Source organism: Rhizobium sp. BK529 (assembly GCF_014194105.1).
Lineage (GTDB): Bacteria > Pseudomonadota > Alphaproteobacteria > Rhizobiales > Rhizobiaceae > Rhizobium.
The window spans coordinates 162,180-178,266 of record NZ_JACIAU010000006.1 but is presented as its reverse complement, the minus strand read 5'-3'; the positions used below and the strand labels follow the sequence as shown (position 1 = coordinate 178,266).

General features: G+C 60.1%; 13 protein-coding genes. 8 read left to right on the top strand and 5 right to left on the bottom strand.

All coding sequences use genetic code 11. The annotated features are described in order from the left end of the window. The first annotated feature begins 10 nt into the window (after positions 1-10). A complete protein-coding gene (locus FHX08_RS28385) occupies positions 11-499 on the top strand; it encodes a MaoC family dehydratase (RefSeq protein ID WP_132657055.1) in 489 nt (162 codons plus the stop codon). Between the two features lie 15 nt (positions 500-514). Here FHX08_RS28385 and FHX08_RS28380 read toward each other — a convergent pair whose 3' ends face one another. The 4 genes from FHX08_RS28380 to FHX08_RS28365 are packed head-to-tail and all read right to left on the bottom strand — an operon-like array spanning position 515 to position 5,653. Then, positions 515-1,063, bottom strand: coding sequence for a sarcosine oxidase subunit gamma (locus tag FHX08_RS28380; RefSeq protein ID WP_132657056.1), 549 nt, complete (start codon positions 1,061-1,063; stop codon positions 515-517). Beyond that, complete coding sequence (locus FHX08_RS28375) at positions 1,056-4,049, bottom strand: sarcosine oxidase subunit alpha (RefSeq protein WP_132657057.1); 2,994 nt, start codon at positions 4,047-4,049, stop codon at positions 1,056-1,058. Before FHX08_RS28375 ends, FHX08_RS28380 begins: the two co-directional genes overlap by 8 nt. Further along, complete coding sequence (locus tag FHX08_RS28370) at positions 4,046-4,387, bottom strand: sarcosine oxidase subunit delta (RefSeq protein ID WP_132657058.1); 342 nt, start codon at positions 4,385-4,387, stop codon at positions 4,046-4,048. The genes FHX08_RS28375 and FHX08_RS28370 overlap by 4 nt, the downstream gene beginning before the upstream one ends. 12 nt (positions 4,388-4,399) lie before the next feature. Then, positions 4,400-5,653, bottom strand: a complete 1,254-nt coding sequence (locus tag FHX08_RS28365; protein ID WP_132657059.1) for a sarcosine oxidase subunit beta family protein — start codon at positions 5,651-5,653, stop codon at positions 4,400-4,402. A 242-nt stretch (positions 5,654-5,895) separates the two neighbouring features. Between FHX08_RS28365 and FHX08_RS28360 the strand changes: the two genes are divergently transcribed. Then, positions 5,896-7,059, top strand: coding sequence for a FecR domain-containing protein (locus FHX08_RS28360; protein ID WP_132657060.1), 1,164 nt, complete (start codon positions 5,896-5,898; stop codon positions 7,057-7,059). A gap of 4 nt (positions 7,060-7,063) precedes the next feature. Here FHX08_RS28360 and FHX08_RS28355 read toward each other — a convergent pair whose 3' ends face one another. After that, positions 7,064-9,235, bottom strand: a complete 2,172-nt coding sequence (locus FHX08_RS28355; RefSeq protein WP_132657061.1) for a CHASE2 domain-containing protein — start codon at positions 9,233-9,235, stop codon at positions 7,064-7,066. Positions 9,236-9,545: 310 nt separating this feature from the next. Between FHX08_RS28355 and FHX08_RS28350 the strand changes: the two genes are divergently transcribed. The 6 genes from FHX08_RS28350 to FHX08_RS28325 all read left to right on the top strand — a co-directional run bounded on the left by FHX08_RS28350 (position 9,546) and on the right by FHX08_RS28325 (position 16,072). Then, positions 9,546-11,174: an adenylate/guanylate cyclase domain-containing protein gene (locus FHX08_RS28350; RefSeq protein ID WP_132657062.1), complete on the top strand. Its 1,629-nt coding sequence runs from the start codon at positions 9,546-9,548 to the stop codon at positions 11,172-11,174. A 179-nt stretch (positions 11,175-11,353) separates the two neighbouring features. Next, the gene (gene rpsU / locus FHX08_RS28345; RefSeq protein WP_003585885.1) at positions 11,354-11,566 is read left to right on the top strand and encodes a 30S ribosomal protein S21; all 213 of its coding nucleotides are present in this window, start codon (positions 11,354-11,356) and stop codon (positions 11,564-11,566) included. 139 nt (positions 11,567-11,705) lie between these two features. Continuing rightward, positions 11,706-12,572 carry a tetratricopeptide repeat protein gene (locus tag FHX08_RS28340; RefSeq protein WP_132657063.1) on the top strand — a complete coding sequence of 289 codons (867 nt, stop codon included), beginning with the start codon at positions 11,706-11,708 and terminating at the stop codon, positions 12,570-12,572. A 24-nt stretch (positions 12,573-12,596) separates the two neighbouring features. Continuing rightward, positions 12,597-13,688 (top strand): NAD(P)/FAD-dependent oxidoreductase, encoded by a 1,092-nt coding sequence (locus tag FHX08_RS28335; protein WP_132657064.1) that lies wholly within the window; start codon positions 12,597-12,599, stop codon positions 13,686-13,688. Positions 13,689-13,883: 195 nt separating this feature from the next. Next, positions 13,884-15,527: a sensor histidine kinase gene (locus FHX08_RS28330; protein ID WP_132657065.1), complete on the top strand. Its 1,644-nt coding sequence runs from the start codon at positions 13,884-13,886 to the stop codon at positions 15,525-15,527. 62 nt (positions 15,528-15,589) lie between these two features. Further along, on the top strand, positions 15,590-16,072 hold the full coding sequence (locus tag FHX08_RS28325) for a DUF992 domain-containing protein (protein WP_132657066.1): 483 nt from the start codon (positions 15,590-15,592) through the stop codon (positions 16,070-16,072). The last annotated feature ends 15 nt before the right edge of the window (positions 16,073-16,087 follow it).

Here is a 16,087-nt window from a genome sequence, read left to right as displayed (position 1 = left end):
CGAGGAATGCATGGTCATGGAAATTTCGCTCTCGGAGGTCCGAGGGCTGGTTGGTACGGAAACAGGATTATCTGACTGGATTCTCGTCGACCAGAAGATGATCGATGCTTTTGCTGAGGCGACTGGCGACCATCAGTTCATTCACGTCGATCCCGTCCGTGCAGCAACCGAAAGCCCTTTCGGCGGCACCATCGCTCATGGCTTCCTAACGCTCTCGCTGCTATCGACGATGAACTACAATTGCCTGCCCAAGGTGCGCGAGCAGACGATGGGCATCAATTACGGCTTCGACAAGGTCCGCTTCATGTCGCCGGTCAAGAGCGGCACGCGCATCCGCGGCCACTTCGTGCTCTCGGACGCCCGTTTCCGCGGCGCCGGCATGCTGATGACGACCTATGACGTCTCGATCGAAATCGAGAACGAGAAGAAGCCGGCGCTGACCGCCCGCTGGATCACCATCATCCAGTTCGATCCGAAGGATCGTCCGGAAGACGCATAAGATTCTTCGCGAGCCTTAATGGCCGGCATCCTCAGCACCTTCGGCCAGCAGCCCGAAGACATAGTCCGAAAACGACCGCCAGCATTCCACCCGGAACGTATCGTCTTCAGTACGGAAAAGGACGATCTCGGCCTTACCGAAGATCGTCCGCGTGCAGGCGCCCACCGGGAAAATCTCCAGAGAGAGATTCTGCGGGCAGCCGGCAGACAGCGTAGCCTCTGCACCCGGTCCGGAAACAATGATGCCTACATTGCGGTGGGAGACATCGACGGCCGAATGCAGAACTCCGGCACCGGAAAGAAGCGCAGGGAGATCCGAACCAGCCTCATCGATAACGAGCCACTCGTCCGGCCCGAGCCAGAGCGCCGAACGTCCTTCAGCACGGCCGGAAGTCTTGGGCATCGTGGGCAAATCCAGCCCCAGCGCGGAAGAAAGTGCCGGTACGGAATCAGCCGGCGCGCGCAGCGAAATGCGGCTTGCCGTCGGTGTGACCGTCAGGCGCGCCGTGGCCGAACCGGCAAGGAGACCGAAGAGAGCCGGCTTGCGAATTGCGACTTCAGCCATGGATACGGCCTCCTTCCTTGTCAAAGAACACCAGATCCGTCACCTCGACCGGAATGGTCCGATCCGGCATCGGCACATAGAGCGTTTCGCCCATCAGATTGCGGCCACCTTCAACCAGTGCAAAAGCAATCGAGCGGCCGCAATTTTCCGACCAGTAGGCCGAGGTCACGTGACCGAGCATCGTCATTGGCTTGGGCTGGTTCGGATTGGCGACGATCTGCGCACCCTCTTCCAGCACCAGCTTCGCATCCTTCGTCACAAGACCGACGAGTTGCTTGCGGCCTTCCTTGACGAGATCGGGGCGCTTCAACCCGCGAATGCCGACGAAATCCGGCTTTTTCTTTGAGACCGCCCAGGAGAGCCCCGCATCGTCGGGCGTCACCGTGCCATCCGTATCCTGGCCGACAATGATGTAGCCTTTTTCGGCGCGCAATACATGCATGGTTTCCGTGCCATAGACACAGGCACCGAGCGGCTCGGCATTCGACCAGACGGCCTCCAGCACCGACTGACCGTAATCGGCCGGGACGTTGATTTCGAAGCCGGTCTCGCCAGTAAAGGAAACACGGAAGAGGCGCGCCGGAACGCCAGCCACCTTGCACTCGGCAACACTCATATGCGGGAATGCTTCGTTGGAAATATCCAGACCTTCGACCAACGGCGCCACGATCTCGCGCGCCTTCGGCCCCTGTACCGCAATAACGGCCCATTGCTCCGTCACAGAGGTCAGCCACACCTTCAGATGCGGGAATTCCGTCTGCAGATAGTCTTCCATGTGGTTGAGAACGCGCGGCGCCCCACCGGTTGTGGTCGTCACGTGGAAACGGTCTTCCGTCAGACGACCAACGACGCCATCGTCATAGATGAAGCCGTCTTCGCGCAGCATGATGCCGTAGCGGCATTTGCCCGGCTTCAGCGTATCCCAAGCGTTGGTGTACATGAGGTTCATAAATTCCGCGGCATCCGGCCCGACGACCTCGATCTTGCCGAGGGTCGAGGCGTCGAAGATACCGGCGACCTCGCGTGCCGTGCGGCATTCGCGGGCAACGGCCTGATGCATCGTTTCGCCGGCGCGCGGATAGAACCAGGCGCGCTTCCAGTTCCCGACATCCTCGAAGACTGCGCCTTTCGCTTCTTCCCAGGCATGCAGCGGCGTCTTGCGCGTCGGGTCGAACAGCGGCCCCCGGGAATGCGAGATCAGCGCACCATAAGTCACTGGCGTATAGGGCGCGCGGAATGTGGTGAGACCGACCTGCGGAATATCCTTGCCAAGCGTTTCGGCGGCGATCGCCAGACCATGCATGTTGGAAAGCTTGCCCTGGTCGGAGGCCATGCCGTTCGTCGTGAAGCGCTTGATATGCTCGATCGAATGCATCCCCTCGCGCACAGCGAGGCGGATATCCTTGGCGCAGACATCGTGCTGGAAATCGATGAAGGCCTTCGCATTCGTGTCCGGCCCGGCGCCTTCGGCAGCACCGATCATGCCGCCCGTCCAATCGAAGGCCTGCTCGACGGAAATCCCGATCTTGCCGCCCGGCTCTCTGCCGACGGCCTGCGCCATCAGTTCACCCGCAGCAAGCGACTCTTCGACGGTCTGTTGCAGTCCGTCCGTGCCGTTGCACGCACCGACGGACAGGCAATCCTGCGCATAGGTGCCGGGCAGGAAACGCTGCGTCCCAGCATCGAAAGCGACCTTGCCCCGCGACTGCGAGAAGAGATGAACGGAAGGCGTCCAGCCGGCACAGACGAGCAGTGCATCGACGCTGATCTTGCGCGGCGAACCACCGCCATTACGCGCTACCGTCATCGAGGAAATGCGAAGAGCACCTGATGTGTTGACGACTGACTGGCCGGTCAGCACGTCAATGCCGAGCGCACGGGCCTCGGCAAGCACTGCCGCCCCAGGCGTCTGCCTGCTATCGACGATGGCGGCGATCGATACACCTGCCCGCTTCAGGTCGAAAGCGGCCTCGTAAGCGGAATCGTGGGCGGTGTAGACGCCCACCTTCTGGCCGACGGCAACGCCATAGTGATTGAGATACATGCGGCCGGCTGAGGCGAGCATGATGCCCGGCCGATCGTTGTTCGGAAACACCATATGCCGCTCGATCGCACCGGTCGCAAGCACGACGCGCTTGGCGCGGACCTGCCACAATCGTTCGCGGGGCAGGTCACGGGCCGGACGAGCGATATGATCCGTGACCCGTTCGACAAGGCCGACGAAATTGTGGTTGTAATAGCCGAAGGCCGTCGTGCGGGTCAGGACCTGCACATTGTCCATTGCCTTCAGCCGTGCAAGTGTCTTCTGCACCCAGGCATAGCCGTCGAGCCCGTCTACTTTCACACCGGTATCAAAGCGCAGAGCGCCGCCGGCCTCCGCCTGCTCATCGCAGAGGATGATTTTCGCACCGGCCTCGGCAGCGGCCAATGCTGCCGAAAGCCCGGCGATGCCCGCACCGACGACAAGAATATCGCAATGGGCATAACGGCTGGCATAATGATCCGGATCGGCTTCGGTGGGAGCAACTCCCAGGCCGGCAGCGCGGCGGATCATTGGCTCATAGACATGCTTCCAGGCCGCCCGCGGCCACATGAAGGTCTTGTAGTAGAAGCCGGCCGCGAAGAACGGCGAGAAAAGATTGTTGACGGCACCGACATCGAAGGAAAGCGAGGGCCAGCGGTTCTGCGAGGCCACGATCATGCCGTCGAAGACTTCCTGCACGGTCGCTCGGACGTTCGGCTGCTTCCGGGCGCTGTCGCGCGCAACATCAATCAGCGCATTCGGCTCTTCGGCACCGGCCGAAAGAATGCCACGCGGGCGATGATATTTGAACGATCGGCCGATGAGATGTACGCCATGGGCAATCAGGGCCGAGGCAACGGTATCGCCTTCGAGCGCCGTATAGCTCTTGCCGTCGAAGGTGAAGCGCGCGGTTTTGGCGGGCGTCAGCCGGCCCTTGCCGGCGATACGGTTTGCACCGCTCATTGCGCCTCTCCTTCCACAGCTTCATAGGTTTCCACCGGCGCATGCGGTTCGGCCGCAGTTCCGATATCAGGCTTCGGCTCGCCGGCCTTGTAGGTCATGATGAATTTGTCGCTCACGGTATCGCGAGCCGCGTTGAAGAAGCGCCCGCAGCCATGTATGTGCCGCCAGCGCTCGAAGATCAGACCTTTCGGATTGTCGCGCAGGAAGAAATATTTCTCGAATTCCTCATCCGAGATCGAGGCAATATCGGCCGGCCGGGCAATGTGGGCATCGCCGGCGCCGCGGAATTCGAGCTCCGAGCGCTCTTCCTGACAGTAAGGGCAGTAGATCAGCAGCATGTTGTCCTCGCGTCAGTGCGCAACGGCGGCAGCAGCCGCCTCGTCGATCAGCCGGCCGGTGCGGAACCGCTCCAGCGTCAGCCCGGCGTTGAACTTGTGCGGTTCGTCGCGGGCGATCAGATGGGCAAAGAGATTGGCCGAACCGGGAGTCGCCTTGAAACCGCCGGTACCCCAGCCGCAATTGACGTAAAGTCCGGGAACCGGAGTCTTCGACTGGATAGCCGAACGATCAGGCGTATTGTCGACGATACCGCCCCACTGGCGCATCATCTTCACGCGGCGGAACATCGGAAAGAGCTCGCAGATCGCATCGAGCGTATGCGTGATGATCTGCAGACCGCCAGTCTGGGAATAGGAATTATATTGGTCCGTGCCTGCACCGATGACGAGCTCGCCCTTGTCGGACTGCGAGATATAGGCATGCACGGTGTTCGACATGACGACACAGGGGAAGATCGGCTTCAGCGGCTCGGAGACCAGTGCCTGCAGCGGGCTCGATTGCAGCGGCACGCGCACATCCGCCATCTTCATGACTGTCGTCGTGTGGCCGGCGGCCGACACGCCGATCTTCTTCGCGCCGATGAAGCCTCTGTTGGTCTCGACGCCGGTTACGCGTCCGTCGGGACCACGGCGGATGCCGGTGACTTCACAATTCTGAATGATGTGGACGCCGCGGTCGGAGGCCGCGCGCGCATAACCCCAGGCAACTGCATCGTGGCGCGCCGTGCCGCCGCGGCGCTGCAATGCGGCCCCATTGATCGGGTAGCGCGCCGTCGCCGAAATATCGAGCGGCGGGCAATAGGCCTTGGCCTGCTCCGGCGTCAGCCACTCATTGTCGATGCCGTAGAGCCGGTTGGCGTGGATATGCCGCTTGAAGCTCTGCATGTCGTGCACATTGTGCGACAGCATCATCACACCGCGGGGCGAATACATGACGTTGTAATTGAGCTCCTGCGACAGCCCCTCCCAGAGCTTCATCGAGTGCTCATAAATGTGCATGCTCTCTTCGTAGAGATAGTTGGAGCGAATAATGGTGGTGTTGCGGCCGGTATTGCCCCCGCCGAGCCAGCCTTTTTCCAGGACCGCCACGTTGGTGATGCCATGTTCTTTGGCGAGATAGTAGGCCGCGCCCAACCCGTGCCCGCCGCCGCCGATGATGATCACCTCATATTCGCGTCGCGGCTCCGGCGAGGTCCACTGTTTTTCCCAGCCCCTGTGCCCGCGCAGAGCCTCCCGCGCTACGGCAAAAACCGAATATTTCCGCATCCGCCATCATCTCCTTCAGGCAAAGGCATTTTCGTCGTGGCCATACAAATCGCAAATCGAAATGCGGCACAACGGTTCTTTTGCGACGTGAAAGAGCTTTTGTTTTGACACGACGCCAGGTGCACCGCGACCATTGGCTGCTATCTTCCTTCGCAGGTGCGGCATAATCCTTTTCTCACCCAACAGGGCAGGCAGAAGCGCCCAGTCGAAGATGCTAATATTCCTTGTATGTGGGGTGTTAGATGTTGGGTTGGCGCTGCATATGGATCGCGGGCTTCTGCCTTGCGCTGTCAGGCGCATGGCCTACACACGCAGCCGAACCCGTCGGTCAGGCAACCCTCATCAGAACCGAAGTGACGGGACAGAGCGGTCCGATTATCGTCAATGACGAGGTCCATCGCGACGAGCGCATCCGCACTTCCCAATCGGGGCTAGGCCAATTCATATTCCGCGACGGCACCAAACTGGCCGTCGGCTGGGGTTCTTCCGTCGTCATTGATAAATATGTGTTCGACGACGACGACTCCGTCAAACGTCTCTCGATCAAGGCGGCCAAAGGCACGTTCCGCTGGGTCAGCGGCAACTCGAAATCCTCTGCCTATCAGATCCAGACACCGGCCGGCACGATTGGCGTACGCGGTACCGCCTTTGATTTCTATGTCGGCCCCGACGGTACGACCGCCGTGGTGTTGCTGAATGGCGCGGCCAGCTTCTGCGGTCCAGGCGGCTGTCGGCAATTGCAGCAGCGTTGCGATTGCGTCATTGCACGGCCGAACGGCAACATGACGGATGCGCAACCCGTCAACAGTAGCGTGCTGCAGAGATTGGGCAACCAGCGCGCCCTCCCTTTCCTCTCTGGCAATCAAAGTCTGACAGGCGGCCTTGGCCTGCTCGGCGGTTGCCGGATGGCTTCAGTCGTGCCCGAGCGCAAAGACCGGCTTCGCGAAGAACCCCGTCCGCGAAATCCGGAGCCCGCGCCGCCTCCGCAACCATTGAAGCAGGATGATCCGCCGAAGCAACAGCCGGAAAAACCGGACCACGATAAGCCGCATCATGACAAGCCCCACCATGACAAACCTAGGGATGGCTGGCACGGTTGGCACGGCTGGAAGGATAGGGACGATAGAGACGACCACGATTACGATCATGGAAGACCGGACCGGCACGAATGGTCCGATCATGCGGACAGACACGACGACAGGCCAAACCACACGGAAAGGGCAGATCACAATCAGGATAGGCCTGGCAGGCAGGACAGCAGCAGTGGTGAAAGCCAGACGACCGACAACCAGCAGAGCGCGGGAAGCGACCGGGATCGTGATCGGGATCGTGGCCATGACCGGGATCATGGCTGGGGCGGAAACGGAAGCCGGAACTGGAGCGGCGGCTGGAACCGTAATCGCTGACTGACTATTCAACGGCCTGCTGTTCCGGTAGGCCTATATCCTCGCGGAAATGATCGCTCCTGCCGGATATCCGCTCGTAAAAATCGACGAGACCGGGCAAGACCCGTACCCCCGAGAGCTTTGCGGCGCCGATCAGCTTGCGGCTGTTCCTCGAACGCAGGCGCAGAGCGCTCATTACCTCCTCATGAATGAGATGCAAGGCACCAAATTCCGGCGACGCCGCGACCTCCTCGTCGCCGATCACGGCAAAAATCTGCGTTCGGCTGCTCTTGCCCTTGAGCGGAATGGCTCCTGCCTCCAAAAGCGCCGCTCCACTCTGCATCCGCGCCGTGCTATCGGAGATCAGGATATCGAAACCGAGGTCCTTGCAGCAGGATTCGATGCGGGCCGCGACATTCACGGCATCGCCAACCGCCGAATAGTTGAAGCGGGTCTTCGCCCCCATATTGCCGACACAGGCAAGCCCGGTATGGATGCCGATTCCGATCCTCACCTGCCGGTCGCTCCCGAAACCGAAAGCATCACGGGCGTTCAGTTCGGCAAGCGTCTCTCGCATGGCGAGTGCCGCTCGCAGTGCCTTTGCGGCATGATCCGAAACATCGACCGGTGCGTTCCAGAACGCCATGATGGAGTCGCCGATGAACTTATCGAGTGTCCCTTCGTTGCCTACGACATGCCGGCTCAGGGCATCGAGCAATGTATTCAGAAACTGAACAACGGCGATCGGCGTCAGTTGCTCGCTGATTTCCGTGAAATTGCGGACGTCGACGAACATCATGGTGAGCTCGCGCTCGTCCCCGCCGAGCTTCAGCGCGTCGGGCGTATGTTCGATCCGGTGGAGCAGCGAAGGCGAGAGATAGTGGCCGAAGGCGCGCCGAACTTCCCGCCGTTCCCTGTCGATGACGAGGATGCGGAATGATGTCGCCGCAAAATGCGTGATGGACCCGCTGACGATCGGCGCCAGCGGATCGAAGAGCAGACCGGCATAAAGAAAGCTGAACCACGAAGCGGCGAGCGCCATCACGGTGATTGCCAGGCCACAGACCAGCGCTACGGCCGGACTGACGAACGTCGTGATGATGACCAGAAGAAAACCGAGCACGGCGATCGAGAGGATCTCCAGCCCATCGGCCCAGTCGGGTCGTGATAGGTAACGACCCGAAAGGATCTGCTCGACGGTCTGTGCCTGCAGAGAAACACCCGGCACATTTTCTCCGAGCGCAGTGGTGCGGATATCCTGCAGCCCGACCGCGGAGGTGCCAACGAAGACGATGCTGCCTTGGATCTGAGCAGCGACATCTGGAGCCACTCCGTCGGCAGCAAGGAGCTTTCGAGCCGAGATATAGCGCTCCGCCCGGTTTGGCGTCACATAAAGCCAGATTTCTCCCGCGGCAGTCAGCGGTACGATGAAATCGCCGATCTTTGCCGAGGTGATGATCCCGGCGTGATCAGGCGCGCCGGCCACCACATAGGTCGAGGCCCCCTGCGCCACCCGCAACGCTTCAATGGCAAGATTGGGATAAAACTGTTCGCCATCGCTAAGGAACAGCGGCACTGCACGCACGACCGATGTGGGGCTGCCCGGGTTGAGACTGACATGGCCAAGTCCCGCGGCATTGGCCTCCAAACCCGGCCGGAGCGGTGTCGAGGCGGCAAGATGCGGAGGTGCGGCCAGCGGGCTTTCGCCGGTAAAGGCAAAGCCCGCTTTTACCGGCGGCTTGTAATTGCCCTCGTTGGAAAGCCCGAAGCCGAGCACGACAGGCTTTTCTTCGATCGAGCGAGCGAATATCTCGTCATTGTCAGGCAAGTGCGCCGCGAGCGATGGATCGACGCCCTCCACCTCCTGGATGACGTTGCGCGGCGACATCCGGTCAGGCTCGGCGAAGATGACGTCGAATGCAATGGCCGCCGCCCCCATATCGGCGAGGCGGTCGATCAAAGTCGCCAGCCTGTTGCGCGGCCAGGGCCATTGACCGAACTCCCGCAGGGAGGCTTCATCGATATCGATCACCCGGACTGGCATCGCTTCAAAGCTACGCGGCACGATGCGCTGATACTCATCGAAGGTGACATCGCGGATCTGCCTCAGCACCGGCGGATCGCTTGCTCGGAACATCGTAAGCGCAGCTACGATGATCAGGCCGATCATCACACCGATCTGCTGCAATCGCGTCATGATTTGCCGACCTCCCCTCGGGGCGGCTCCGAGAGCGGTCCCGCCGCAAGCACGCTACGCCTGTTTGACGCCAAAGACCATTCGCTCATGCTCACAAGCTAAAAAACAAAGTCGACAGCAATGCAGAAACCGACATCGATACCGGCAAAGCACTTTCATTGAGATGTAACCGCAACACCGTGTGAAATTACTTCCAGATTTGGTCCTGGCTTTCGGCCCGACCTTGAAGTGTCGGCCTTGCCCCGCACGCGACGAAATGGTTCTGTGTTTTAGGGGCTTTAACAATTCGATCATTGTCGAGGGATGCGCCATGGCAGATCCGCAAGGAGGGACCACGGCAAGAACTGCGGAAAATTCGGCTTTCATCGCGCGCAGAAGCGGCTATTGGCTGGTGGTCGTCGTGCTGGCGATGCTAGCCGGACTGCCGCTTGCCGTCTGGCTTGATATCAGCGACCTCTCCGAAAGCGCCCTGCGCCGGCAGGCGCGGGACATGAGTTCGCTCGTCACAAGCATCCGCTCCTATTATTCGGCGAATGTGGTCGGCCGGGTGCTTGCTGCCCATCAGGCAGGTGACGTCAGCGGCACGGTCGTCTCCCACAACTATGCCAATATTCCAGGCGCCATTCCGCTGCCGGCAACGCTTTCACTCGAACTCGGAGACGTCATCAAGGAACAGCAGGCCAATATTACCTATCGCTTCCTCTCCGACCTGCCCTTCAAGAATCGTGCGCCCCATGATCTCGACAGTTTCGAAAAGGCGTCGCTGACCTCTCTGCGCGCCAATTCCGCCCAGACGTTGACCGATCTCACACGCGTCGGATTCACTGATACGCTGCGCCTCGTCACGCCTGTCATCATGGGCCAGGCGTGCGTAGCCTGTCACAATACCCACCCAGAAAGCCCGAAGAAGGACTGGAAGGTGGGCGATGTGCGCGGCATCCAGGAAGTCATCATCCGTCAGCCCTATGCGAGCAACATTCTCGCCTTCAAATATCTCCTCTGCTACTTTCTCTTCGTCGCCATCATCGGTATCAGCTTCATCATCCTGCAGCGCCAGCAGACCCGCGCCATCCACAGCGCCAACCGTGACCTGGAAGCTGCAAACGAATTCCTCGCCAGCGTTTCCCTCAAGATTTCTCGCTACCTGTCGCCGCAGATCTACAAGAGCATCTTCAGCGGCCAGAAGGATGTGGTCGTCCACACAGAGCGCAAGCGCCTGACGATCTTCTTCTCCGACATCAAGGATTTCACCGCGACGACGGAGCGCCTGCAGCCGGAAGCGCTGACGGAGATGCTGAATGAATATCTGACCGAAATGTCCGCGATCGCACTCAACCACGGCGGCACGGTGGACAAGTTCATCGGCGACGCCATGCTGGTGTTCTTCGGCGATCCTGAGACCAAGGGACCGGAAGAGGATGCCAAGGCATGTCTGCGCATGGCGGTGAACATGCAGCGCAGGCTCGGCGAACTAAAGGACCGATGGCGCAGGAACGGCACCGAGGAGCCCTTCGTCGTGCGGATGGGAATCAACAGCGGTTACTGCAACGTCGGCAATTTCGGCAGCAACGACCGCATGGACTATACGATCATCGGCGCTGAAGCGAACCTCGCCGCGCGCCTGCAAGCGATCGCACAGGGCGGCGAGATCGTCATCAGCTACGAAACCTACGCACTCGTGAAGGATATCGTCGATGCTCACCCCCTGCTGCCGATCACGATGAAGGGAATCCAGCGGGAGATCGTGCCGTACGCAGTGGATGGGCTGATGCTCGGCACCGATCATAAGAGCCGCATTCTGAGCGAGCATCTGGCCGGCCTGGACCTGCATCTGGATGTGGCTCGGCTTGAGCCTGCCGACCGTTCCCGCGTGATAGCGGCTCTGAAGGAAGCGATCGCCGCACTGGATGAAACCAAGCCCGAGACGCTGCGCTCCTAACGTCGTATAATGTTCGCCGTCATTTTTCCGCTCATTCGCATATCCCGTCTGGACTTCACTTCCTCGATCTGCTATCCCGCATCACCAATCGCAAGGCTGCGGCCGCGCGAACGTTATTTTTTTGCCCCAGGCGCTGCGCCGCCTCCCGGCATCAACCAAACCAAAGGAACGTGATTCTCGTGCAGGTACTTGTCCGCGATAACAATGTCGACCAGGCTCTCCGCGCTCTCAAGAAGAAGATGCAGCGCGAAGGCATTTTCCGCGAAATGAAGATGCGCGACTATTACGAAAAGCCGTCGCAGAAGCGCGCTCGCGAAAAGGCCGAAGCTGTTCGTCGTGTTCGCAAGCTGGCCCGCAAGCGCGCTCAGCGCGAAGGTCTGGTTGCACGCTAAGGCGGTGCCGTCGTTTTTTCGACGTTTTCAGATGCATGTGTGGCGGGGGCGATAGGTTTCGCCGCCGCCTTTTTTAATTTGCTGCTGAAGATTGCATATCCGCCCTATCGGATATGGTGCATGGGGGAAGCGAGCCCGAATGGCTGTCATAACGTTCAATCCGTCCCGCTCGTTGCGTTCACAGAAATCCGCCGTGTTTGCCTCGCTGGCGCTTGTCGCTGCGTTGGGCCTCGCTGGCTGTGAGACGAGCAATACGTCGGATGCTGTGATCCGCATCGACAAGGCACAGGGCTCACAGGAAAATATCGCATCGCTGACGGCCGTCATCAACGCCAATCCGCGCGATCCCGAAGGCTACAATGTCCGCGGTTCCGCCTATGGCCGCGCCGGCGAATTCCGCAAGGCGCTCGATGACTTCAACACCGCACTGCAGATCAACCCGCGCTTCTTCCAGGCATATGCCAACCGCGCGCTGGTCTACCGCAACATGGGCCAGCAGCCGCAGGCGGTCGCCGATTACAATGCTGCCTTGCAGATCAATCCGAGCTATGATGTCGCCTATATCGGTCGCGGCAATGTCTACCGCATGGCTGGCCAGGACGATCAAGCATTCAACGATTTCTCAAAAGCGATCCAGCTCGGCACGACAGATGGCCGCGCCTACCACAATCGCGGCCTGATCTATCAGAAGCGCAATCAGCAGGATAAGGCGATCGACGATTTCTCCAAGGCGATTTCGCTCTCGCCGAATTCGCCGGAGCCCTATAATGGCCGCGGCATTTCCTATATCGCCCTGAACGACGACGACAATGCGTTCGCCGATTTCAACCACGCGATCGAGCTGAATGGCAACCTGGCCGAATCCTGGGCAAACCAGGCTCTCGTCTACGAGCGCCGCGGCGAGAAGGACAAGGCGATCCGCTCCTACCGCCATGCTGTCGGCCTCGATCCGAAATACCAGCCGGCGAGAGACGGACTTGCCCGCGTCGGCGGCACGACCGGCTAACGGGAGAGGCAAAAGGTGACGACGATGCCAGCGAAACCGCATGTGATCGTCGTCGGCGCTGGCATTATCGGCGCCTCCATCGCTTGGCATCTCACACGCAAGGGCGCAGCAGTCACCATCATCGGCGAGAAGCTTGGCGGCGTGGCAACCCCCTGCTCCTTTGCCTGGATCAATGCAAGCTGGGGCAATCCCGAATTTTATTTCCATTTCCGCCGCCGGGCGATGGCCGAGTGGAAGCGGCTGGTGCGCGAGCTGCCTGACCTGCCGCTTGTCTGGTGCGGCGGCCTCTGCTGGGATATGCCGCCGGCCGACCTGGAAGCCTATGCCGATGAACATGGCCGCTGGGGCTACGGTATCCGCCGGCTGAACCGGGAAGAAAGCGCGCTGCTCGAACCGCGTCTCACCGAATATCCGGATTTCGCACTCCATGTCGCCGAAGAAGGCGCGGTCGAGCCCGTCGCTGCGGCACGCTTGCTGCTCGCTGATGCCGAAGCGCATGGCGCGAAATTCATAACTGCCACAGTCAGCGGTCTGCTGCAAAGCGGCGGACAAATCGTCGGCGCTGTCACGTCGGAAGGTGTCTTCGCAGCCGATCATGTCGCGCTGGCCGCTGGTGCAGGCACAGTTCCCATCGCTGCCTCGGCCGGAATAACATTGCAACTCTCCACGCCGGCCGGCCTGATTGTGCACTCCCACCCTGTCTCGAAACGCTTGAACGGGCTCGTCATAACACCGCGTCTGCATATGCGCCAAACAGCGGAAGGCCGCATCATCGCCGGAACGGATTTCGGCGGCGGCGATCCCGGCGAAGACCATCAGGCAAGCGCTGCAGAACTCTTCGCGCGAATGAAGGCGCTGATCATAGATAATGACGATTTGAGGCTCGATTTCTTCACCGTCGGCTATCGCCCGACACCATCCGATGGTTTTCCCATCGTTGGTAATGCCGGACTGCCAGGTCTCTACGCCGCTGTAATGCACTCTGGTGTCACACTTGCTCCGCTAGCCGGCTTGCTTGCTGCCGATGAGCTTCTGTCAGGCAAGAGTGACGAAAGCCTCGCACCCTTCCGATTGCAACGCTTCGCCGGCGCAAGGCAGTCAATAGGAAAAAATTGACGATTTTACACCTGACTATTTTAGTAGGTTGCAACCAAATGCCCTGCCTCCTAACATGAGCTTGCTTTAATAGCGGGCTATTGGGCGGTACGAATCTGAGAGGCGTTTGCGAGCGATGCGGATTCTTGCTTTCGTGATATCAGGCAAAACCGATCTCCCGCAGCACCCAGCCCTGACAGACCGGGGGCGGCATCGATGAAATTTGCCGCGCGTCTTTTCCCGAAAGCGTCGATCGGAACATATCTCGTCGCTATGGCCGTAGCGATTGCGCTGCCGATCTTCGCCTTCGTTGCTCTTCTTCTCATGCAGCTGGAAGACAATCAGCGCTCCACGCTGAAGCGCGAAACCGCGCAGGATGCGTTAGCCCTGTCACGGACCATCGATCGCCAGCTACAGGATATGGCGACGACATTGCGGCTGCTATCCTCCTCTCCCGAGCTGGAACGCGGCGACTATAAATCTTTCTACAATCGTACGGAAACAGCGCTTCGCGGCGATATGCTCTACGTGATCGCTGTGGACAAGGCCGGGCAGCAATTTCTCAACACCCGTCGCGACTTCGGCACCCCGCTTGGCAAGACGACGAATCTTGCAGCTCTCAACGCTGCCATGAAGTCTGGCCGGATCGAAGCCTCCGACGTCTTCATGGGTGCAACGAGTGGCACATGGGTCTACAACGTCACCCTGCCGCGTGACCAGGATCCCGTCGCCGCATTGATCATCACCCAGAATGCCAGCGACCTTGCAAAACTCGTTACGACCGAAGGCCTTTCCTCGGGCTGGTCGGCAGCGGTGATCGATCAGGGTGGTCACGTCGTCGCGAGCCGCGGCCCCGCCAATCTCCAGCCCGGCGAACCCTTCGACCCGCGCATTCTGCCTTCGCTCGTCGCTTCCAGCGGCGTTTTCGAAGATAGCGATATCCTCCCACATGCCATGTTGGGCTATGCACAGATTCCCGGCTGGTCCTGGAAGACGGTGGTATGGGGACCGATCGCCACAGCGCAGGCGCCGATCCTTAGCACTTGGCGTTTCCTGCTGATTGGCGGTCTCGTACTGCTGCTCGTCGCCTTACTTGCGACCTATGCCGTTGCCCGGCAGGTCCGATCCACGATTCGTGAAATTGCCGATATGGCGAACCGGCTTGGCGACGGCCATATTGTCTCGCCGGTCGAAACCAGCGTTATCGAGGCCAACCAGGTGGCGATTGCGCTTTCCAACGCCTCTTTTGACCGCAGCCAGAGTGAGGATCGGCTACGCTTCGTCATGCACGAGCTGATTCATCGCACCAAGAACTTGCTGACGCTTGTGCTCGCCATGATGCGTCAGCTTTCAAAGCAATCCGACAACGTCGAGACATTCCGGCTGGCCGTCGCCCACCGCCTTGAAGGGCTGGTGCGCTCGATCGAGCTTCTGACAGGCGAACAATGGTCCGGCGTTTCGCTGCGCCGGGTGATCGACATTCATCTTCAGGCCTTTCCACAGGCCCGCGAGCAGGTGGAAATCGTGGGTATGGATTTCATTCTCAAGCCCGATGCCGTTCAGAATCTCGGCCTGGCACTGCATGAACTTGCTACTAATTCGGTAAAATACGGAGCGCTATCCCTGCCCCAAGGCCGTGTGCGTTTCGAATGGCAGCCGGCTGAGGACGACATGCTGTGTTTCACCTGGACTGAAAGCGGCGGTCCGATCGTCAAACCGCCGGTGCGTACCGGCTTCGGCACCACCGTCATCAAGGCGCATGCCGCCGCCGCTTTTCGGGGTAAAGTCGATGTCGACTTTCGCCCGGAAGGTCTCGTCTGGATCCTCACAGCCCAGCGCGGGATGATGGAGCGCGAGTAGCGCAACCGGAACAACCATTGCAACCGCCCGTTTTGAACAGGTCATTCAGAAGGAGAAGGACCATGTTCAAGCAAACCCTGATTGCCGCGGCAGTCGTTGCGGTTGCAGGCTGGGCCGGCTCGGCCACGGCAGCCGACTATACGTCGCTGGGACGGCTCGTCTGCGGATCGGATGGCGGGCAGGGGCTGATCGTCACGTCTGAAAAGAACCTGATCTGCACCTATACGCCTGCGTCCGGCGGCCCGAAGGCGGTCTATGCCGGCAAGATCGGGAAATTCGGCATTGATGTCGGTCAGACTGGCAAGAGCGTGATGATTTGGCAGGTGCTCGCTAAGACCGGCACCGATATGCCTGAATTTGCGCTCGCCGGCGAATATTACGGCGTCGGCGCGGATGCCAGCCTCGGTGCCGGCGGAGGTGCCAAGGTCATTGTCGGCGGCACTAACAAGGCGTTCATGCTGCAGCCACTGAACCTGCAGGCTCAAGAAGGTCTCAATCTCGCCGTCGGTGTCGAGAAGATGACGCTGGTGCCGGGCGAAATCTGATCGCTCGCCTCGAAT